At 64.8% G+C, this 19,974-nt stretch carries 23 protein-coding genes; 11 read left to right on the top strand and 12 right to left on the bottom strand.

The features are described from left to right. Positions 1-16: 16 nt before the first annotated feature. Positions 17-895, bottom strand: a complete 879-nt coding sequence (locus AB0N05_RS32440) for a GNAT family N-acetyltransferase (protein WP_364701017.1) — start codon at positions 893-895, stop codon at positions 17-19. A gap of 63 nt (positions 896-958) precedes the next feature. Next, a complete protein-coding gene (locus tag AB0N05_RS32435) occupies positions 959-1,681 on the bottom strand; it encodes a metalloregulator ArsR/SmtB family transcription factor (protein WP_364701015.1) in 723 nt (240 codons plus the stop codon). A 172-nt stretch (positions 1,682-1,853) separates the two neighbouring features. Between AB0N05_RS32435 and AB0N05_RS32430 the strand changes: the two genes are divergently transcribed. Then, entirely contained in the window at positions 1,854-2,300 is a 447-nt protein-coding gene (locus AB0N05_RS32430; RefSeq protein ID WP_364701013.1) for a nuclear transport factor 2 family protein, read from the top strand. Positions 2,301-2,326: 26 nt separating this feature from the next. On the opposite strand, the gene AB0N05_RS32425 is transcribed toward AB0N05_RS32430, so the two are convergent. Beyond that, positions 2,327-3,766 carry a carboxylesterase family protein gene (locus AB0N05_RS32425; protein WP_364701011.1) on the bottom strand — a complete coding sequence of 480 codons (1,440 nt, stop codon included), beginning with the start codon at positions 3,764-3,766 and terminating at the stop codon, positions 2,327-2,329. 25 nt (positions 3,767-3,791) lie between these two features. Then, positions 3,792-4,712, bottom strand: coding sequence for an MBL fold metallo-hydrolase (locus tag AB0N05_RS32420; RefSeq protein ID WP_364701009.1), 921 nt, complete (start codon positions 4,710-4,712; stop codon positions 3,792-3,794). 101 nt (positions 4,713-4,813) lie between these two features. Here AB0N05_RS32420 and AB0N05_RS32415 point away from each other — a divergent pair, with 101 nt between their 5' ends. The 3 genes from AB0N05_RS32415 to AB0N05_RS32405 all read left to right on the top strand — a co-directional run bounded on the left by AB0N05_RS32415 (position 4,814) and on the right by AB0N05_RS32405 (position 7,704). Then, complete coding sequence (locus tag AB0N05_RS32415; RefSeq protein ID WP_364701007.1) at positions 4,814-5,716, top strand: helix-turn-helix transcriptional regulator; 903 nt, start codon at positions 4,814-4,816, stop codon at positions 5,714-5,716. Positions 5,717-5,960: 244 nt separating this feature from the next. Next, a complete protein-coding gene (locus AB0N05_RS32410; protein WP_364701005.1) occupies positions 5,961-6,713 on the top strand; it encodes a tRNA(His) guanylyltransferase Thg1 family protein in 753 nt (250 codons plus the stop codon). Between the two features lie 61 nt (positions 6,714-6,774). Further along, positions 6,775-7,704 (top strand): hypothetical protein, encoded by a 930-nt coding sequence (locus AB0N05_RS32405; RefSeq protein ID WP_364701003.1) that lies wholly within the window; start codon positions 6,775-6,777, stop codon positions 7,702-7,704. 18 nt (positions 7,705-7,722) lie between these two features. On the opposite strand, the gene AB0N05_RS32400 is transcribed toward AB0N05_RS32405, so the two are convergent. Then, a complete protein-coding gene (locus AB0N05_RS32400) occupies positions 7,723-8,586 on the bottom strand; it encodes a hypothetical protein (RefSeq protein WP_364701001.1) in 864 nt (287 codons plus the stop codon). A gap of 198 nt (positions 8,587-8,784) precedes the next feature. Then, positions 8,785-9,180 carry a helix-turn-helix domain-containing protein gene (locus tag AB0N05_RS32395; protein WP_364700999.1) on the bottom strand — a complete coding sequence of 132 codons (396 nt, stop codon included), beginning with the start codon at positions 9,178-9,180 and terminating at the stop codon, positions 8,785-8,787. 49 nt (positions 9,181-9,229) lie between these two features. Between AB0N05_RS32395 and AB0N05_RS32390 the strand changes: the two genes are divergently transcribed. The 6 genes from AB0N05_RS32390 to AB0N05_RS32365 all read left to right on the top strand — a co-directional run bounded on the left by AB0N05_RS32390 (position 9,230) and on the right by AB0N05_RS32365 (position 13,006). After that, positions 9,230-9,586, top strand: a complete 357-nt coding sequence (locus AB0N05_RS32390; protein WP_364700997.1) for a DoxX family protein — start codon at positions 9,230-9,232, stop codon at positions 9,584-9,586. 144 nt (positions 9,587-9,730) lie between these two features. Further along, a complete protein-coding gene (locus tag AB0N05_RS32385) occupies positions 9,731-10,132 on the top strand; it encodes a heme-binding protein (RefSeq protein WP_364700995.1) in 402 nt (133 codons plus the stop codon). A 77-nt stretch (positions 10,133-10,209) separates the two neighbouring features. After that, positions 10,210-10,800, top strand: coding sequence for a WHG domain-containing protein (locus AB0N05_RS32380; protein ID WP_364700993.1), 591 nt, complete (start codon positions 10,210-10,212; stop codon positions 10,798-10,800). After that, entirely contained in the window at positions 10,797-11,633 is an 837-nt protein-coding gene (locus AB0N05_RS32375) for an alpha/beta hydrolase (RefSeq protein WP_364700990.1), read from the top strand. Before AB0N05_RS32380 ends, AB0N05_RS32375 begins: the two co-directional genes overlap by 4 nt. Positions 11,634-11,685: 52 nt before the next feature. Further along, entirely contained in the window at positions 11,686-12,045 is a 360-nt protein-coding gene (locus AB0N05_RS32370) for a VOC family protein (RefSeq protein ID WP_364700988.1), read from the top strand. A gap of 130 nt (positions 12,046-12,175) precedes the next feature. Then, complete coding sequence (locus AB0N05_RS32365; RefSeq protein WP_364700986.1) at positions 12,176-13,006, top strand: NAD(P)H-binding protein; 831 nt, start codon at positions 12,176-12,178, stop codon at positions 13,004-13,006. On the opposite strand, the gene AB0N05_RS32360 is transcribed toward AB0N05_RS32365, so the two are convergent. The 3 genes from AB0N05_RS32360 to AB0N05_RS32350 all read right to left on the bottom strand — a co-directional run bounded on the left by AB0N05_RS32360 (position 12,967) and on the right by AB0N05_RS32350 (position 17,149). Beyond that, complete coding sequence (locus tag AB0N05_RS32360; protein ID WP_364700984.1) at positions 12,967-14,166, bottom strand: DUF418 domain-containing protein; 1,200 nt, start codon at positions 14,164-14,166, stop codon at positions 12,967-12,969. The two genes, AB0N05_RS32365 and AB0N05_RS32360, sit on opposite strands and share 40 nt — an antisense overlap. A gap of 219 nt (positions 14,167-14,385) precedes the next feature. Continuing rightward, positions 14,386-15,432, bottom strand: coding sequence for a ParB/Srx family N-terminal domain-containing protein (locus AB0N05_RS32355; RefSeq protein ID WP_364700982.1), 1,047 nt, complete (start codon positions 15,430-15,432; stop codon positions 14,386-14,388). Positions 15,433-15,562: 130 nt separating this feature from the next. Continuing rightward, complete coding sequence (locus tag AB0N05_RS32350; protein WP_364700980.1) at positions 15,563-17,149, bottom strand: FAD-dependent oxidoreductase; 1,587 nt, start codon at positions 17,147-17,149, stop codon at positions 15,563-15,565. 105 nt (positions 17,150-17,254) lie between these two features. Here AB0N05_RS32350 and AB0N05_RS32345 point away from each other — a divergent pair, with 105 nt between their 5' ends. Then, positions 17,255-17,956, top strand: a complete 702-nt coding sequence (locus AB0N05_RS32345) for a TetR/AcrR family transcriptional regulator (RefSeq protein WP_364700978.1) — start codon at positions 17,255-17,257, stop codon at positions 17,954-17,956. On the opposite strand, the gene AB0N05_RS32340 is transcribed toward AB0N05_RS32345, so the two are convergent. The 3 genes from AB0N05_RS32340 to AB0N05_RS32330 all read right to left on the bottom strand — a co-directional run bounded on the left by AB0N05_RS32340 (position 17,937) and on the right by AB0N05_RS32330 (position 19,905). Then, positions 17,937-18,911, bottom strand: coding sequence for a hypothetical protein (locus tag AB0N05_RS32340; RefSeq protein ID WP_364700976.1), 975 nt, complete (start codon positions 18,909-18,911; stop codon positions 17,937-17,939). The genes AB0N05_RS32345 and AB0N05_RS32340 overlap by 20 nt on opposite strands. Before the next feature lie 6 nt (positions 18,912-18,917). Beyond that, positions 18,918-19,136 carry a hypothetical protein gene (locus AB0N05_RS32335; protein WP_364700974.1) on the bottom strand — a complete coding sequence of 73 codons (219 nt, stop codon included), beginning with the start codon at positions 19,134-19,136 and terminating at the stop codon, positions 18,918-18,920. Between the two features lie 202 nt (positions 19,137-19,338). Then, entirely contained in the window at positions 19,339-19,905 is a 567-nt protein-coding gene (locus AB0N05_RS32330; protein WP_364700972.1) for a DUF308 domain-containing protein, read from the bottom strand. Positions 19,906-19,974 lie beyond the last annotated feature (69 nt).

Genomic DNA, 19,974 nt, shown 5'->3' with positions numbered 1-19,974 from the left:
GAGTTCGACTGGTGTTTCAGAGGAACTGTCCGCTGGCCAGGTATGGGGCGGGGGTCGGCATGTTGCGGGCGGCGAGGTAGCCCTCTTGGCCGATGTGGAGTCTGGCTGCCAGTCCGACATCCACTGCCCATTCGTTGGCGGTGGTGATGCAGTTGACGAGTGTGTCGGATTGCGAGGATGCAAGCGCTTCCCAGAGCAGGATTTGCGCGGTTCGGTGATCAGTGGCGGCCAGGAGGGTTGGGCGTCCTCGCGGGTCGAGGTAGACGTAGCCGTGGTTGCCGTTGGTGCGGGACACGATCAAGCGGTGATCGTTCAGCAGGTACTGGTGATCGGGGCCGTGACCGGCTCCGCGAAGTCGTTGGTCCAGTTGGTCCATCCAGTCGAAATCGTCGGCCGATCCGTCGGACAGTCCGGTGACCGGCGGGAGGGTGGAGCGGTCGACGGTGCCGATCATGCGCATTTGGGGGTGCAGGGAGAAACCGGCCAAGCGGTAGCGGCGGGTGGCTGCGGGATGCACGGTGGAGGAGAACATTCCCCGGCGATTGTCGGCGTGGGTCAGGACGGCGTCGATCAGCCGTTTCCCGATGCCGCGCCCCTGCTGGCCTGGCAGGACGCCGTAGGTTGCCAAGTACCACAGGCAATCTCGATTCTGCGAGATCGCGAATCCGACTATCTGTTCATCGTCGACCGCAACCCAGCAGCCGTGCGGATCGGCCTCGAGGAAATAGCGCATGCGGTCGATCCAGCGTTTGGCGGCCTCGCGGGATCGAGGTTCGGGCTCAGGCTCGCTGACACGTCGATCACGGCGATCGCTGTCGAGGAATACCGCGTCGGAAGTGCGTTCAGCGCTGGGCAAATCGTCGGCGCGCATGAGCCTGACCTCTACAGAATCCATTCGCCCACGGTACGAACAACTCCACGCGCAGGGAAACCGATTATTTGGCGGGCACGGCTGGTCCTAGACGCTGGCGAGGCCGAAGGTGTCGCGCAATCCTTCGAGTCCGGCGGGGGTGAGCTTGACGACGCGGCGAGCGTGGCCGTGACGAATCCAGCCCAGGTCGAACAGTCGGGTGGTGAGGGCGCCGCCGAGTGGTCCCGCCAGGTGGGGGCGTTGCTCGGCCCAATCCAGGCAGTAGCGGACGGTGAGACGGGGCGGGAGGACGTCGTTTCCGATGAACTCGGCTAATGCCGCCTGGCCCATCGTGGTAACTCGATAAGACGCGTCACGCATACGAGCGGCACCTTCTGTCGCTGCGGGCGCGTCGTTGACGAGGATGCCGCGGTCGAGCAGGGCTGCCATCAATCCAACCCCGAGTCGACCGGCCAGGTGGTCGTAGCACAGCCGGGCCTGCAATAACGCCTGGGTTCGGGTACTTTCGCGCAGGGAATTGATCGGTAACGGCCGGGCTATGCGGGCGAGGTGTTCCAGGGCTTCGGCGACTTCCGTGGTCGCGAGCCGGTAATAGCGGTGGCGCCCATCGCGTTCGACGGTCAGCAGGTTGGCGTCCATCAGTTTGGTCAGGTGCCCGCTGATGGTCGAATTGCTCACGCCGGCTTCCGCGGCCAGTGCGCTGGGAGGCAGCGCCCGGCCGTCAGCGAGGGCGAGCAACACCTTGGTGCGCGACGGATCGCCGATCGCGGCAGCCACATTGGCGATATCGGTTTGGGCCAACTGAACCATGCAACCAGGGTAGGAGCGAATCGATTCGGTGGTTACCGAACCGTTCCTCCGCGCCGCTGACTCGAGTAGCCGATCAGAACGTTTCGGCGGATACCGAAGTCGATCGCCGACACGATCGTAGTGGCGCGCCGACCGGACGTGCCACACCTGACCATCGAGGATGGGAGTATCCATGCGCAGTGCAGATTCTTTGTCGCACACCGAGATCGAGGCGATCACCTACGAATGGGAACGAGCGCTCGCCGCACACGATGTCGATGCCCTGCTGGCCTGCTACGCACCCGACGCCACCTTGGAAAGCCCGCTGATTCCGCATGTTCTGGGCACCGAAGGTGTGTGTCGGGGGCATGAGCAGTTGAGATCGTTCCTGACCGAGGTGCTTCGGCGTACCCCGGTGGCGCGGCATTACCATCGCGGCGCGTTCTTCACCGACGGGCGACAAGTGATCTTCGAGTATCCACGGTCGGGCCCGGATGGCGAACAGATGGATTTCGTCGAGGTCATGGAGATCGAGCACGGTGTGATACGGGCGCACCGCGTTTACTGGGGCTGGCGAGGTGTCGGAATCCTCGCCAATGATCAGTACTACCGCGACAATCGGCCCGACATCGACAGGTGACAGGAGTACGGGTCGGCTGGGGAGGTTCAGCTTCCGAAAGTCTCCGGCGCGGGTCTTTGCGGGTCGTACGCGGCCCAGCCCGGGTCACCGGTACGGGCGAATGAGATCCAGGCCGCGTGCATTCGGGCCGCGAGGTCGTCTGGCACGGGTGCAGGGCCGAGCAGGCCTGTTTCTCCGTGCAGCCAAGGCTTTTCGGCGATGTCGAAGACGAAGGGCAGTTCGACAGTATGGGCGGCGCCGAGTCTCCCGTTCAGGGCCGTCGAGCGATAGCCGAACGAGTAGGTGTGCGTGCGGCCGCCCGAGATCTGTGCGTGGGCTTGCGCCATGCGGGCCGTACCGGCCCCGAACAGGGCCTCCCCGAGCACGGTGGAGCGCAGCTCGCCCGGTGTCGCGTTCGGCGAGGCCGTGCGATGTGCGGCGAGGGCGGTCTCGGGGGCTGCATACACTGTGGCGGCGAGGGCGAGTACGTCTGCCGTGGTGGAGGATTCGAGGTTTCCCTGCGGCACGACATAGAGGTGCCCCTCTTCGGTGTTGGTGCCGATCAGCAGGTCGACGTCGCGGGCCGGGCCGTCCGCCAGACCGTCGGTGGGTTGGACCGTGCGGACCAGGCTGAAGGGGCTGAGGCCGACCAGCGGGTCCGCGGCGGTGCTGGTGCGCAGGTCGAGTCCGGCGAGTGCGGGCAGGATTTCCAGGAAGCGCTGGTCCGGGATCCCCGCGAACGCTTCGACGGTCGGTTCGACGCCCAGCGCGGCAGCCGCCGTGGCAGTGACCCGTTGCGCCTGTTCCGGGGTGAAAGCGCCGGTGCCGCTTCCGCTTTGCATGATCGCCCGCCTGAACAGCCCTTTGGCCTCCGGCGTCGCGAGTAGCGCTCCGACAAGTGTGGCGCCCGCGGACTGGCCGAAGATCGTGACATCATCCGGGTCGCCGCCGAACGCCGCGATGCTGTCGCATACCCAGCCGAGCGCGGCCAGCACGTCGAGCAGTCCGCGGTTGGCCGGAGCACCCTCCAGGTCGAGGAAACCGGGGATGCCCAAGCGGTAGTTCACCGTCACGAGAACGATGCCGTCGCGGGCGAACGCGCTCCCGTCGTAGAGTGCCGCGCGAGTCGAGCCGGTGACGAATCCGCCGCCGTGCACGAAGACCATGACCGGTCGCGTGCCAATGTCAGCGGCAGGGGTGCGGACGTCGACGGTCAGGTACTCCTCGCCCCGGACCCAGCCCGGCCCGAAATAGGGAGCCATGTCGAGCCTGCCGAAGTCGCGGACCGGTTGGGGCGCTGTGGGAGAGGGTTGCGTGCCGTCGCGGACCCCGGACCAGCCCGGGTGCGGCGCGGGCGCGGCAAAACGGCCAGCACCGATAGGTGCTGCCGCATAAGGGATGGCACGGTAGAACTCGCCGGAGTCGTCGCGGCCGCCGCGCACCGCGCCCGCTGCGGTTTCGACGACCGGATCTGCGTGTTGGTTCACGGAGATGCTTCCTTTCCAAGGGGTTTCAGGAAATACGGGAGAACGCCGCCCACTCCTTGAGCGCGAACTTCGACCCGCTGCGCTCGACCTCCACGGCGCCCGACCCGGCGAAGTGCGCGGGGAACAGGAGAGCGTTGTTCTCGGCAGCGCGACCGAGCAGCTTGTGACGGGTGGCCCGGGACTCGACCGGGTCCTCGCAGAAGCAGGAATTGGTCTCCGGCTCCACGATCTGCAGCGCGGTATGCACCAGGTCCCCGACGAACAGTGCCTGCTCGCCGCCGGACTCCAGGGCGAGCACGGACGAGCCGGGGGTGTGCCCGGGAGCGAGCTCGAGCCGCAGGTTCTTGTCGATCTGGTAGCTCCCCTCCCACAGGTGCGTCAGCCCTTCCCGGTGGACTGGCATGACGCTGTCCTCGAAGACGTTCTGGTTGCCGCGGCCGAACACCGTCTTGTTCTCATTGGCCGGATCCCAGAACTCGAAGTCCCGCTGCGTCATCAGATACGTGGCGTTCGGGAAGGTCGGCACCCAGTCACGGCCGTCGAGGCGGGTGTTCCAGCCGACATGGTCGATGTGCAGATGCGTGTTGACCACGATGTCGACATCCTCGGGCCGCACACCCGCGGCCGCGAGATTGTCGAGGTAGGCGGTGTCGCGGCGGCTCCACAACTGTGCGTAGGGCCGCTCCTTGTGGTTGCCCACGCCGGTGTCGATGAGGATCGTGCGCCCTTCGCTGCGCAGCAGCCAGGACTGGATCGCCGACTGGCATTCGTCGGTCTCCGGATTCCAGAAATCGGGTGCCAGCCAGTCACGGTGGTCCTCCCACGAGCCATCGGGACTGTCGGGGAAGAACACACTCGGGGGCATCTGGACTGAGCCGTAAAGCTCCTTGACGCGGGTGACGGTGACATCACCCAGGGTGATCTGCTCGGGCTGTTGTTGTTCCATGAGACCAGCCTGGACATGTCGGCGGGCTCGAACCACTCCCGCGTTTTCCTACCCCGCGCAGGGTGTGGCTGGGACCGCGGCGTGCCCCGGATACTGGAGGCATGGACGCACCCGGCCCTCTCGGAGACTTCTTGCAGGCCAGACGGTCTCGACTGCGACCGGAAGACGTCGGTCTGCAAGACTTCGGCTCTCGCAGGCGTGTGGCTGGGCTCCGGCGCGAGGAACTGGCCCAGCTGGCAGGCGTCAGCGTTTCCTACTACACGAGGCTGGAGCAGGGCTTATCCCGCGGAGCCTCCGCCGAAGTGCTCGAGGCGATCGCCCGCGCCCTACTGCTCGACGACCACGAGCGCGAGCACCTCGAGCGACTCGCCACCGCCGCCCGCCACACTCCCCGCCCGCGCCGCCCTCGCCCCGAAAAGCTCACCGACGAAACGCGAGACCTCCTACGCGCCGTGAACGGAGTCCCGGCCCTGGTGCTCGGCCGACGCACGGACGTGCTGGCGTGGAACACCCTCGGACACGCCCTGCTGGCCGGTCACCTGGACTTCCACAGTCCCGACAACCCGGCGGCGCGGCCGAACATGACCCGAATGCTGTTCCTGGACCCACACTGCCGGGAGCTGTACACGGACTGGAAACGCAAGGCCCGCAACGTAGTCGGCAACCTGCGAATCACCGTCGGCAGGCATCCGCACGACCCACTGCTCGCGGAGCTGATCGGCGAACTGACAATGCAGAGTCCGGAATTCGTCGCACTCTGGGGCGACCACCGCGTGGCACCCTGCGACGCCGCGTCCTACGAACTGCACCATCCCGTCGTCGGCACGGTGACCGTGACACAGCAATCATTGTCGATCGCCCGCTCCCCCGACCAGGTGCTGATCGTGTGCACGACGCCCACTGGCAGCCCCTCCGAGGAGGCACTCGCGCTACTCCAACAGACGAGTAGCGGCCACGCACCTCACGCAGAGGCCTTCGGCACGCGCAGTACCGTCCATCCCTGACGGTTCAGCCGGGCCGTGTCGAAGACCTACGACGCGAGAATGATGCGGGCTGCGGCGAACCGAGTGCCTGCCGTCGGGAACCACGCGAGTCCGACACGCAGCAAAGACACTCCTGGGCGGGCATGTTCGCCCGGCTGGACGCGTTGATCGTGCGTACAAGCGCTGGCTGGATTGGTGAAAATCACTCGCCTGTACCACGGTCCGGGCCGGATACTGTCTGGGTCTGCGAAGGAACGGAGAAGCGATGCGTTTCGGTGAGCTCGATGCGGTCCAGCGTCGCCGGGAGCGGTATCACGGTTTGACCGTGCTCGCTGGTGATTGGATCGTGGTGCGAGTCGACGGACGTGCGTTCACCACGCTGACCAATGCGCACTTCACCAAACCGTTCGACGACCGGTTCGGTGCGGTGATGGAACAGACTGCCGCGATTCTGATCGAAGAATTCGAGGGCCTGTACAGCTATGTGCAGAGCGACGAAATTTCGGTTCTGCTACCGCGAACCACAACACTGTTCGATCGGGGCGTGGAGAAAATTGTCTCGGTCGCCGCCGCCACCGCTGCGGCGGCGTTCACCGAATCAGCAGCTCGGCGAGCGGTTTTCGACGGCCGATTGTGGATCGGTGACACGCGTGACGATGTCGTAGATTACTTCGCCTGGCGTCAGGCCGACGCCGAACGCAACGCCCTCAACACCTGCGCGTACTGGACGTTGCGCCAACAGGGGCTCTCAGGACGTCAGGCCCAGCACCGCATGAGCGGCATCACCAATGCGGACAAGCGCGACATCATCGCAGCGCACGGTACTCCGTTCGATGAACTTCCGCTGTGGCAGCGGCGCGGTGTGGGGATCTGGTACGAATCGTTCGAGAAGACCGGCTACGACCCGAAGTCGCAGCGTCAGGTCACCGCTATTCGCCGGCGTCTGCGACACGAATCTGCCCTGTCTTCCGGAGCTGACTACCGCGACCTCATCACAGCCCGCACTGCGGACCGTTGATCCTGAACGGGCGGTTCATGTGTATCGTCCTGTGCTGGTGCGGGATTCGCATGCAGTCGGGGTGGATCACGACCATCGTGTCGAAGGGGCTGTGGAACGTATGAGAATCGCCGCGAAATTCGCGACCGGACTGATCAGTGTGGGCATGGTCGCACTGATGGCAGCACCTGCTGCCGCCGGGCCGGACGCCGGTTCCGGGTCAGCGGCCGTTCCTACGGGCGGCACGATTGAACCGTCGATCGACTGCACTCCTGACTCCGCGCACCCTCGTCCGGTTGTGGTGTTGCCAGGCGCGGACGGAACCGTCACCGATACCGCGGCTCAATGGAGCACCATGCTGACCACGTTGCGCGAAGCCGGATACTGCGCGTTCCTGTTCCAGGGCGGGGTCATCAGCGGCAACCGCTGGTCCGGCGATATCCCCAGCGCTGCACAGCAAGTCGCGGATTTTGTGAACAAAGTACGGTGGACCACCGGCACCGATCAGGTCGACCTCGTCGCGCACTCGGCGGGCACGATTGTCGGTAACTACTTCCTCAAGGTTCTCGGTGGAGCCCCTGCTGTCGCGCGAGCGGTGCTCCTCACCCCGGAGGTCCGAGGCTGTGACGGTGCCGGATTCCTTGGCGCATACGGCATCAAGAACTCACCCATCAGCCCGGTGCAGGTGGTATCTGCCCTGCCGTTCCTGGGCACCGTTCTCGCGGTCATCGCACCCGACAAGGCCAACCTTGTTCAGTTGATGCCATCTTCACCGGTCTACCAGGCCGTCTTCGATGGCCAGGTCACTCAGCCCGGTGTCCGTTACTCGGTGCTGTCGACCCGCAACGACGAACTCGCGACACCGGCCACCGTTTGCACGAATCTCACTGAAGCGGGTGTGAACATGAACTTCTACGAGGACCTGTTCCCCAGCGCCGCGCCCGTGGGGCACTCCAGCTTGCGATCGAGCCCGGACACCGCGAATTGGGTTGTTCAGCAACTCGATTCATGAATCCGTCCAGCACCGATTTCAGGATGGGTCGAGCCGGTTCGGTTCGGTCTTCTCAGGTGCGCCGGGGCTTTCGGCCATCGCCCTCCCGCGGGCTGTGACCTTTCCGCCGAAGGCTTTGCCCCAGGCTCTGACAGCGGCCGACTGCTCCGGGGTGAACATCCTCCAGCCGCGCCGCACGGTTTCAGCGCGCATCCCGTGTGCGGTGAAAAGCCGTGAGAGCTCGTCGAACTGGGGCGGAGTTACGAAGACCAGGTAGTAGTCTTCGCCGGAACTCAGTGACGCCAGGACAGCTCCGTGGGCGAAGGCGTGCTCACCAATTTCTGACAGGAACGCTTTGAGGTAGTCGGCTCGATCCTTGTTGGCATGGTCGGCGTCGAAGGCGGGGAACCAATCCCAGGGCAGCGCTGCGGGATAGGACCTCAACGATGTCAACTGCTCGCGTACGGACTGGGGATCCTCCTCTGGGGAGATGATGGCCATACCCGCCATCCCGTCCGGGGATTCGGCGTTGCGAATCGATTCGGCGACACCCGGGCTGAGGTGTGCCAGTCGTTCAGCCATGATGGACCGCACGTTGAGCTCGAAATCGGATTCCTTCGAAACCGCTTCCCGGCGGTAGATGCCGTCCGCGTCTACCTTGTCCGCGAAGGCCTCCCAGTCCAGGTTCACTTCGTTGACGTTGTTCTCCACGCTCGACAGCTGGGCGGGCACGACCCGGAACGGTCTGTAGTCGCCCTTCTCGAAGTCCTGGGGTGGCAGGACCCGGACTGCCAGGATGGGGTGCTCGGGATCGGTGAGGGTGGTCTCGTCCGCGAGGAAGGACACTGTCGCACCGCTTGGTTGCTTCGCCTGCAGCGCTTCGGGACTCAGGCCCTCGAACACCGGATCATTCACCAGAGTCACATAGGCCAGGAACCCGTCTTTGCTGGGCGTCAGAACCTCTCGGACCAAAGACCCCCACGCCCTGTCATCACCGAACCACGTGCGGACGAGGACTGATTTGCTCGGTAGATCTGCCATGTCCGAACCATAACGACGGGGCCCGACACACATCGCCGGGCCGAGTGTCGTTGGGGCTGACTAGGATCCGGCGCGAACCTCTGCGAGACCACTAGATTCCACGGCTAGGGATTCCTGGAAATCGACGAGTGCTTCTCCGTGCGTCTGCGCCCACTCCGTCAGCATCGCTATCGGCTCCTGCAGCGTCCGGCCGAGGGGGGTCAGGTTGTATTCCACGCGCGGGGGGACTTCGGCGTATCGCTGACGGTCGATGAGACCGTTGCTCTGCAGGCGGCGCAGGGTTTGGGTCAACACCTTTCGGGAGATCCCGCCGGACACGGCGACAAGTTCGCTGTGCCGCTTGGGGCCGTCTTGGAGCGTGTACAGGGTGACTACCGACCACTTGTTCGCGATGACCTCGAGTGCCGTGCGCGCGGGACAGTCGGACATGAACATGATTCCGGCGGGGTTGCTCACGGCCCGTAGGTTACCAAAAGGTACCTATTGGATTCCTAGCGTTGCCCCCATGCATATTGCAGCTTTGATCCTGTCCGTCCTGCTCGCTGTGGCGATGCTCCAGTCCGGAGTGATGAAGTTCGTCCGCCCGGCGTGGATACGCGAATTCGCGGAAGCGGTCCACCTCACCGATTCCCAGCTCGTCGTGCTCGGGAGTTTGCAGATCGCCGCGACGGCCGGTCTTATCTCGGGTATCTGGTTCCCGCCCTTCGCGGTCGCCGCCGCGATCGGGTTGGTGCTCTACTTCGGCGGCGCGATCGTCGCCCACATCCGGAGCGGCGACCCGAACATGCTGGGAGCCATGATTTTCCTCGCGTTCTCGATCGCGACGTCCATCGTGCTCGGTCTCACCGTGTTCCTCGCCTGAGCGGAGAAGTTCCCCGCCCGGTTCCTGGGGCAATGGTCCCCAGGAACGCCATCTCCAGGTATGACAGCGCCCTGTTTGTGCTTGTCGCGAGGGTCCAGGCTCGGTGGCGGAACGGAAAAGCCTTACCTCGAACGGAGATTCACCATGACTACGCTGACGCTCGATACCGCCGCCCGACTCGCCGAAGCCGGGTTGAAGGCGGCTGCGGCGATCGATACCCGCATGAATATCGCGATCGTCGACGCCGCGGGGTATCTGCTGCACTTCATTCGGATGGACGATGCCCTGCTCGGGTCGATCGATCTCGCACTGCGAAAGGCGAAGACCTGCATTCTGTTTCGCATGCCGTCGCATGCGCTCGGCGAGATCTCGCGCCCCGATGGGCCGGTGTATGGCATCGAGTGGAGCAATGGCGGGCTGATTTCCTTTGTCGGCGGCCTGCCGATCTCCGATGCCGAGGGGCGGGTGATCGGCGCGGTCGGCGTCTCGGGTGGTCGTGGTGACGAGGACGTGGTGGTCGCGGAGGCGTGTCTCGCGGCGCTGTAGGTGAATTCGGCTTGGCCCGCTCGGCAAACCTATGTATGTTAGGTAACAACCTAATGATCTTAGGAAGGAGCGTGACCATGTCTCCCCGAGCGGGCCTCAATGCCGAGCGCATCACCCTGGCCGCGGCCGAACTCGCCGATGACCTCGGCTTCGACAATGTGACGCTCTCCGCCGTGGCCAAGAAGTTCGGCGTGAAGGACCCCAGCCTGTACTCGCACGTGCGCAACCTGCGGGATCTGCGCACACGGGTCGCCATCCTGGGCTCCCTCGAAATGGCGGATGGGATCGCGGCGGCGGTCGCGGGCCGGGCGGGCAAGGACGCGCTGATCGCCTTCGCCGGTGCGTACCGCGACTACGCCAAGAAACATCCCGGCCGCTATGCCGCCACACAGAGGCGCATCGATCCCGCCGATGTGGCCGACACCCCCGAATACCTCCGCGGCATTGAACTCACCGCCGCGATCCTGCGCGCCTACGACCTCGAAGGCGACGACATGATCGACGCGAGTCGCTTGTTGCGCAGCACCTTTCACGGCTACGCCACGCTCGAGACGAGCGGCGGCTTCGCCCACGGACGCGATACCGACGTCTCCTGGGCCCGCATTCTCGACGCACTGCATCTGACGTTGTCGCAGTGGCCGAACACGAAGGAGAAGAAGACCCGATGAATTCCGATACCCTGCGCGTGCCCGGTGCGACCCTCTTCTACGAGGTGCGCGGCAGCGGTCCGCTGCTGCTGCTACTCCCCGGCGGCGGAGGCGATGCGGCCGTATTCGATCCGATCGCCGAGATTCTGGCCGAGCATTTCACGGTGGTCGGCATCGACCCGCGCGGCTACTCGCACAGCATCTTGGACAGCGGTCACCCCGAGGAACAGCGCGTCGATGTGCAGAGCGAGGACGCCTACCGCCTGATCACCCACCTCACCGATGAGCCCGCATACGTCTTCGGCGGCAGTTCGGGCGCCATTGTCGGCATCGACCTGCTGACCCGGCATCCCGAGCGCGTACGCCGCGTGGTCGCCCACGAACCTCCGTACTTCGCCCTCCTCCCGGATGCCAAGGCCCACCGGGAATTGGTCGACGAGGTCTACACCCTGTTCCGCACCGAGGGCCTCGCCGCCGCGGGCGCACGCTTCCTCGAAGGCATCGGCAGCACCATGAAACCCATGCCCAAACCGGCGGATCTCCCGCCGCGAGCCGCAGCCATGATCTCCCGGCTGATGGCCAACCAGCCAGCCTTCATGGAACACGAACTGCGCCAGTTCACTTCACACATCCCCGATATCGAGTCCTTGGCTCGGGTCTCCGATCGCCTGATCCTGGCCGCGGGCCGCAATACCGGCACCAACCTGCCCGCCCGTCCGGCCCGCGAACTCGCCACCCGTCTGGGCGTCGAGGTCACCGAATTCCCCGGCGGCCACAGTTTCACCGATGAGCCGGTCGAATTCGCGGACCTGTTGATCGAGGCGTTGCTTTCGAGCAGCTCGGTCAACAGCTGAGAACCGCGCGCGGTTGCCTGTTTCGACACGGATCCGCTGTTAGCGTCGGGTCATGATCAACGGTGCACACACCATCCTCTATGCCGAGGACGCCGACGCGGCGCGGGCGTTCTTCCGGGACGTCCTCAACCTGCCGAATGTCGACGCCAATGACGGCTGGCTGATTTTCAAGTCGCCGCCCGCCGAACTGGCAGTACATCCGGCGGAAGGCCCCGACAGCGCGCGAGCCGAACTCTTCCTCATGTGTGATGACCTCGACGCCACCATGGCCGAACTCGGCGCGAAGGGCGTCGAGTTCACCACGGGTGTCACCAATGCGGGCTGGGGTCTGCTCACGCACTTCCAGATCCCGGGTGCGGGCGAGATCGGGCTGTACCAACCACGGCACGCCACGGCCTACGACCTTCCCTGAGGTCACCGACTGCGGACTCAACCCCTCAGCACTACAACGGTATTCGATCAACCCGCGCTGTTTTCGTGTATTCCTGAAGTGGGGCGACCACCGTGGCGTCACCGGTTAGATGAGGGCGAAAATGATTCTGGTGACGGGTGCGACCGGCAATGTCGGGGCCGATCTGGTGCAGGCGCTGGCCGAGGGTGCGGAACCGGTGCGGGCGGCCGTGCGGAATCCGGAGCGGGCGCGGCTTCCCGGCGGCGTGGAGGCGGTGGCCGCCGATCTGACTGTGCCGGAGAGCCTCGCACAGGCACTCGAGGGTGTGCGCGCGGTGTTTCTCCTGCCCGGTTATCCGGGCGTCGCGCAGGCGGCGGCGAAGGCTGGGGTCGAGCACATCGTGCAGCTTTCGGGTGTTTCGGCGGGCACCGGGGATACGTCCAATGCCGTCACCCGCTACATGGTCGCTTCGGAGCGGGAAGTCACCGAATCCGGTGCGGGGTGGACGATTCTGCGGCCGTGCGCCTTCGATTCCAATGCGCTGCGCTGGCTGCCGCAACTGAATGCGGGTGATGTGGTGCGGGTTCCGTTCCCGGAGGTGCGCACCGCCAGCCTGGATTCCTACGATCTGGCCGCGGTCGCCGCTCAGGCATTCCAGGACGATGCGCACCGCGGCGAGATCTTGTGGCCCACCGGACCGGAATCGCTGCTGCCCGCCGATCAGGTGGCGATTCTGGCGCAGGTGCTGGACCGCGATCTACAGTGCGTCGGCCTCACGAACGAGGAGGCCCACGCGGACATGCTGAAGAACACGCCGGTCGAGTACGTCGATGCCTTCTTCGATTTCTATGTGGATGGCGCTATCGACGAGTCGATCGTGCGTCCCACCGTCGAGCAGGTCACCGGCCGCGCCCCGCGGACCTTCGCCCAGTGGGCCGCTATTCACGCCGACGCTTTCCGCCAGGCAGGCACGGACAAGTAGGTCGCCGCCCGCAAGAGCCACTCCACCGGCCCATAGCCGTAGCGGCGCAGCCACCACGCACTCAGCTGAAGCTGCGCCGCATAGGTCACCAGCGCGATCACCACCACCACGACCGGCGGTACCCGATCGGCCAGTGCCAGACCGTATCCGGTGTAGACGACCATCAGCACCACCGATTGCAGGATGTAATTCGATGCCGCCATCCGACCGGCCGGCGCCAGCCGTGCGACGGCCGCGGCCCACCGAGACCGCGTAAGCCACACAATGCCCGCCACATACCCGAGCGTCATGAACGGATTCGCCAACTCCTGCACGCCATACCAATACGACGGCATATGGCCGTTGATGGTCTCGAGCGCCACGGTCACCAACGAAACCGGCAGCCCCACCCCGAACCCGAGCGCCAGCGCACGGGTCGTCCAGTTGCGCTGAAGATCCTCATCTTCGAACACCCGCCGCTTCCCGGCCGCCATTCCGATCAGGAACATGCCGAACGCCGGTATACCCTGCCCGACCCAGGTGAACAGCATGAACTTCGGCCCGGTTGCCACCTGCACGTCGAAGGTGTCCGCGAAACTGCCGGTGAAGCCGGAATGCAGTCGCTGCAAATCGAAGATACTCCCCAGCCCCGCGACACCATCGCCATTGCTCGGCAGAAACGCCAGCAGCGAGAAGAGCACATAGAGAACGAGACCCGCGATGAATGCGGTCCGCGGCCGAATCTTCCGGAACAGCACCAGCCACGTGCACAAGATGGCATACAGCGTGAGAATGTCGCCCAGCCACAGAAACATCACATGCGCGAGCCCGATCAGGAATAGCGCCAGGCTCCGCCGCAGCAATCGCGGCACCGGAGCCGTCGCTGCTCGCTGCGCCGCCGCGATCTGCAAGGTGAACGAGTACCCGAACAGAAACGCGAACAGCAGATAGAACTTCCCCAGGAAGAACCCATCCATGACCGCGTAGACGAATCGATCGAATCCCCCGTCGAATCCCTGAATCGGGTCATCGGCGGTGCCGATGAACGAGAACAGCATGGTCGCCACCAGCGTATTGGTGACCAGAATCCCGAACAGCGCGAACCCGCGCAGACTGTCGACCGTCTCGATTCGCCGCCCCGAAGCGGCCACCACCGGGCGCGATTCCACCTGATCCGACATGCCGCAACGCTATGACGCCCAGCAGTCCTGCCGCATCCCCCACAAGCCCTGATCCCCGCGGCTCGCACGTCCTCCGCGAGAACTATCCCCAGCCATACCGTAAAGACCTGCGCAGTATTGACTTTCACGCCAGGGCGGCACTCCCCCGACGTGCGTCGCCCGAGCTCGCCGCATGACCGCAATGGCTGCAATCATGCGGCGAGTGCATCGAATTGGTGCTCAGCGCCCGTTGCGAAGACGGTATTCGACCGCGTAGGCGACCTTGCCGGGCTTGGCATCGGAGTACGGAAGGGCCAGCTTGCCGAATTCGCCCTTGTCGGCGGCCTTACCATCATTCCAGGCGGCGAGTACGCCGAGTTCCTTGGCGGTCTTGCCTTCGGCGACAACGGTGTCCGGGCCGACCGCGACCTGCGCCTTGGACACCGTTTCGACGGTGTTCAGGTAGGCGGTGAAGTCATTGCGATTCCAGTCGCCGCCCACATTGTTCACACGCATCCAGTCACCCCAGAAGAATTCCTGGAAGGGCAGGTCGCCGACTTTGTAGCCGATATCGCGGGTGAAGTACATCATGCTGCGGAACTTGTCGTCGGCGAAGTTGGCCAGGCCCAGCGACTTCGGCAGCTGGTCCGGGGATACCGCATTGCCGTTCACGTCCTCGAGCCACGTCCAGCCATTGGCCTTCATCTGATCCCAGAACGCCGTGTCCGACAGCGAGCTCAGATTGCCGAGCACCTTGAGTCGCACGTGCATGTCCGCGCCGCCGTCCGGGGTTTCCAGGAAGGATGTGAGGGTGTGGTGGCCGTCGGTCAGGTAGGGCTTGCCGCCGGGGCCGATGACCACGGTCTTCATGGCGGCGGTGCTCTCGGCCGTCTCCTGGCCGAGGGCGACCTTGCAGGTGAAGGAGGTGGAATCGCTCAGGCGCGCATCCGGTTTCACGGTGGCGGCGCTGACCTGGCCATTGGCCTCACACCAGTCGTCGAACTTCTTATTGATCTCGTCCTTGCCGAGCGTGTAGCGGCCCAGCTTGTAGTAGACCTCGTCGTAGCCGAGCGAGGGCTGAGTGGCCAGCACATCGCCGATGCGCACATCCAGTAGGTCGCCGGTCGCCGCGCACGCATACGACGTCCCGGACGAACCGGTCTGTAGGAGACCGCAGCTCCCGGCGATCTCATTCGGCGCGGCGGCGCTGACGCCGCTCGTCAATGCCATCACCGTGCCCGCGATCGCCGCGACCCAGCGGGTACGCCCGACAGTGGTAGTCCTCATCGAAACCTCACATCCTGCATGACTGCACAAACCGCATCACCGTGAGCGCCGCCGATGACCGACCGGGATTACGGCGGCGTCCACATGCTGTTGTGCGAGCCAACAATTGGTGAACAGGTGCGCACAGGCGCTAAAGATCACCCCGGGACAGGACGCGATCGAGCACGGAGGCCAATTCCTTGCCCGGATTGTCCGGAAACTCCGAAATTCGCCAGGCCACAAACTGATCCGGGCGCACCAGAACGGCACCGTCTGCATTGATGCCGACACTGCGCGTCCACGCAGTGTCGCCCACCGTGATTCGATGCACAGTCATACCCGGATACAGTGCCGCCACCTCGCGGCCCGTCCGCTCCCACTGCTCGCTCGCGGTCAGCAGGGTGCAGCCCGGCCCCACCAGATCGAGCGTGGACACCCGCGAGCCATCGTGCTCGATCCACAGATGTGGCAGGCGTGAACCCGGGCTGCCGTCCAGCAGTAGTGAAACATCCTCGGTGGATACCAATTCCACGTGTGGATCGATTACCGCCGTGGAGTCGTAGCGGTAGCCCAGATGTACCACGGGCGCGTTCAGTACGCCGCCCGCGATCCGTGCCGCCACCGTCTCGGGGCTGCTGTCCCAATGCAGCTTCGCATCGGCGAGGCGTCGCATTGCCTGATCGGTTGTCATGAGTGCCACCGGACGCCGCTCGGCCTCGTAGGTGTCCAGAAGTCCATCCCCGGCATGACCGTGGATCACGGCGGCGAGCTTCCAGGCGAGATTGTGCCCATCGGCCACCCCGGTATTGAGCCCGAACGCCCCGAGCGGCGGCACTCCGTGCACCGCATCACCGACCAGGAACACTCGCCCCACCCGGAATCGGTCCGCCACCAATCCGCGTGGCCGCCACGGCAATGCGCTGACCATCTCCACCTCGACGGTGTCATCGCCGATGGCCGCGAGAATCAATTCCCGGCAGTGCTCGTCGGTGAATTCATCCGCATCCCCGCACGCGGTGTGCAGAATCCACTCCTTGGCCCCATCGACCGTGACGAGCATTCCGGTGACACCGGGATTCTCGATATTGCAGGTCACGAAGCTGCGGCCCTGGAGGTAGGACGTCAGATCCGCGCGAAACAGCATGCTCATCATGGGTTTTCCCAGCGGGCCCGGGCCGGTGACGCCGATTTCCAGCGACTCCCGCACCTGGCTGCGCACCCCGTCGGCGGCGATCAGATAGTCCGCGTGCAGCACCTCACCGCTCTCGAGCACGGCCCGCACCCCGTCGTCGTCCTGCGACACCGAGTCCACCCGGGCCGAATATCGCACCACCGCACCGCGTTCGCGGGCGGCGGGCAGCACCACCGAATCGAGTCGATGCTGCGGGCAGGTGCCGCGAATGATTCCCGGACTCGTCTCGACCGCGTCCCAGGTCCGCTTCATGGCCTGATCCGGTTGCATCGCGGCGAAATCCGTCTCGGCCAGGCTGCGCGCGTACACCTTCCCCAGGCCCGCGACCATATCGACGCACACCTCGTTGATCGCCTCCTGCAACCCCAGTGCGCGGAACATCTCCATGGTCCGGCGTCCGAGCCCGGTGGCCCGGGGATGCAGGGACGGCCCGTCCTGCGCCTCGACCACCAGCGTCTGAACGCCTCGATCCGCGAGGAACAAGGCCGTGGCCAAGCCGACTGATCCACCGCCGACGATCAGCACCGAAACTCTGTTCTCCGTCATTGCCCACTCCTTATGGATACACCGTAGCCGTTATGGCTACACCGTAACCACAGTGTTAGGCTGTGCGCAACGAACAGGGTTCGAGCCGCATGAGGAAGGCAGGCAATGACGGACGACGCACCGCTGCTGGTGTGGAGCAAGGAACTCCGCACCCCGGCCCGGCAGGCCCCCAGCGTGGACCGCATCGTGCGCGCCGCCATCGCCATCGCGGATGCCGAAGGGCTGGAGGCGGTTTCCATGCGCCGCGTCGCCACCGACCTCGGCTCCGGCACGGCCACGCTCTACCGCTATGTCGCCAACCGCGACGAACTTGTCGACCTCATGGTCGATACGGTCCAGGGTGAGGACGAGCTACCGGCCCTTTCCGGTGATTGGCGCGCGGATCTCACGGCCGTCGCGCATCGGGTGCGCACCACGTTGCTGCGGCACCACTGGCTGGCCGCGGAACTCTCCGGCCGCCCCGCCATCGGACCGAATTCCCTGCGCCGTCACGAACTCGCCATGGCCGCCGCCGCACCGCTGTCCACCGATATCACCCTGACCTCGAATATGGTCGGCACTCTGATGTCGTTCGTCTTCGGCGCGGTCACCCAGGAACTGGCCGAGATCCAAGTCCAGCGCCGCACCGGACTCACCGAGGATCAGTGGCGGGCCAGCGTCAGCCCCTACATCCGCGAGGTGATCGCCACGGGCGCGTACCCCCACCTCACCCGGCGCATGATCGAGGCCGAAGACACCGCTCCCGCAGACCTTTTCGACTTCGGCCTGTCCTGCGTCCTGGAGGGCGTCAGTCGAGCTGCTCGGTGATGCCCAGTTCCTCGCTGACGCCCAACTGCTCCGCGATCTCGGCAATGAGCTCCATCAGCTCCGGCGACCGGCCGCTGCGCTCGCCCGCGAGCTGGATCTCGGCCAGCATCTCCTCATCCCATACCGGGAGTTCGAACACCGCCAGCCGATTCTCCGGCGACATGGTCGCCACGACCGGAATCAGTTCCGCCCAAGCAGCTTCCCGCTGCACCGACAGGATCATGTGGGTGAGTAGCTCCGGCCCCATCGACACCGCCACATCCGAGATACGGCCGAGCGTCTGATCGCTGACCATGGGCAGAAAGGTCAGCATCTCGATGAACCTGTCCTGGTCATGCGACACCTGGAGCACATCGCAAAGCTGCTCCTCGGGCAGCTCCGCCAGCACGATCTCGAATCGGTCCGCGACCGCGTCGAGCTCGGCATTGAATGCCACCATGAGCATGTCCTCACCGGAATCGATGAAGGGCATGACGTCCAGCAGCTGCTGATCGGTGGTCGCCACCAGGAAACGCGCCAGCGTGATGTAGTCCTTGCGCCGCAACATCTCCTGCATTGCGGGCACCAGCACCTCGGTGTCGAAGGCGCGCACGATAGGCGTCGCCGCATCCGGATCCACATAGGGTGCGACATCGGCCAGGAAGTCCACCGGCACCTGCCCGATCAATGCCACCGCCCGCTCCGGTGACAGCGAACTGGCGATCATCCCGCACAGCGCAGGCCCGAAGAACCTGGTCGCAATCGCAATCGCCAGCGAATTCGGTATCAGCCCACTGACTCTGGCCAGCCGATCGAACATGGGCCGATACCGCGAATCCAATGTCCGATGCATCTGCTTGCGCACCCGCCGAATCGCCACTGGATCACTCTCCAGCAGAAACGCCAGATCCTCAGGCGCAGTATGCAACTCCCGCGCCAACTTCACGACTTCCGCCCGCGCCGCAAGATTAGTCATGTCGCCTCACGGAAAGAGAATTCGCCGGGCGGCCACCCGCATGAACCGCGGCACCATGGTCAGCCCATTATCGATAGCCGCCCCCAACTCAACCTCCCGCTGATCCCGAGCATGCTCGAACGCACCCCGCAACGTGGCGTACTGAGACTCATCAAGCTCCCCCAGCGCCTCGACATCGCCCCGCGAAACCCGACTGTCCCGGCATAACCGCTCAATCTCCCCCATACCTTCACGGTATCCGAATCCCCATACCACAACAGGCAATTCAGGCATACACAACCAACTCCCACCCGATGAGCATGCAATGGCTGCGCCATAACCCCAGGAACCCCCTCCACCAGTGCATGCTCGTCACCGCCGTCGAGTGTTCAATGGTGCAGGCGACACGCCGTTGGCGGGCTGCACCATTGAACACTCGACGGGTTGGTTAGACCGGCTGGGGTACGGACCGCTCGACTCGGGTGGCCATGAAGATTTCGCTTGCGCCCAGGGCTATTACGAAGAGGCCTACCGCTACCGATAGGGAGGTCATGGTTTCGAAGGGGCCTACCGCGACTATCAGGCCTACCGCGGTTGTTATCAGTCCGATTATTTCCTGCCGTCCGGCCCCGTCGAACTGTTCGGACCAGGCCGCGACGATGGCTTGCACCACGCCGCGGGTCATCCAGCCCATGCCGATCCACAAGGCGAGCAGCAACACCCATTGCCCGCTGTTGAAGCACCATAGGGCGAGGACCAGGGCGGCGGCGCCGCTGAGAAACTCCAGCACCTTCAGTGGGGTCGAGATGTGTGCACCGAATGCCACGATCAGTTGTGCGCCCGCGCTGGCGAGCAGTATCAGGCCGCAGAGTGTGCCCGCGACCGTAACCGATTTGTTCGGCCAGACCGCCACAACCAGCCCGAGCAGCACCGAACAGACACCGGTCACCAGCAATGCCTGCCAAGCCCAGTCGGCAAACACCGCAGTACGCCCCTCGATCCGATTGGTGGGCATGGGCCAATGATATGACCGATAAGTCCCGATACCAGGCAGTTCGAGGCGATACCGGCATGTCTGCACGCG

It is taken from the genome of Nocardia sp. NPDC051030 (assembly GCF_040683015.1).
Taxonomy (GTDB): Bacteria; Actinomycetota; Actinomycetes; order Mycobacteriales; family Mycobacteriaceae; genus Nocardia.
Note: the sequence above shows the minus strand (reverse complement) of the source record. Positions and strands in the feature narration are given on the sequence as shown.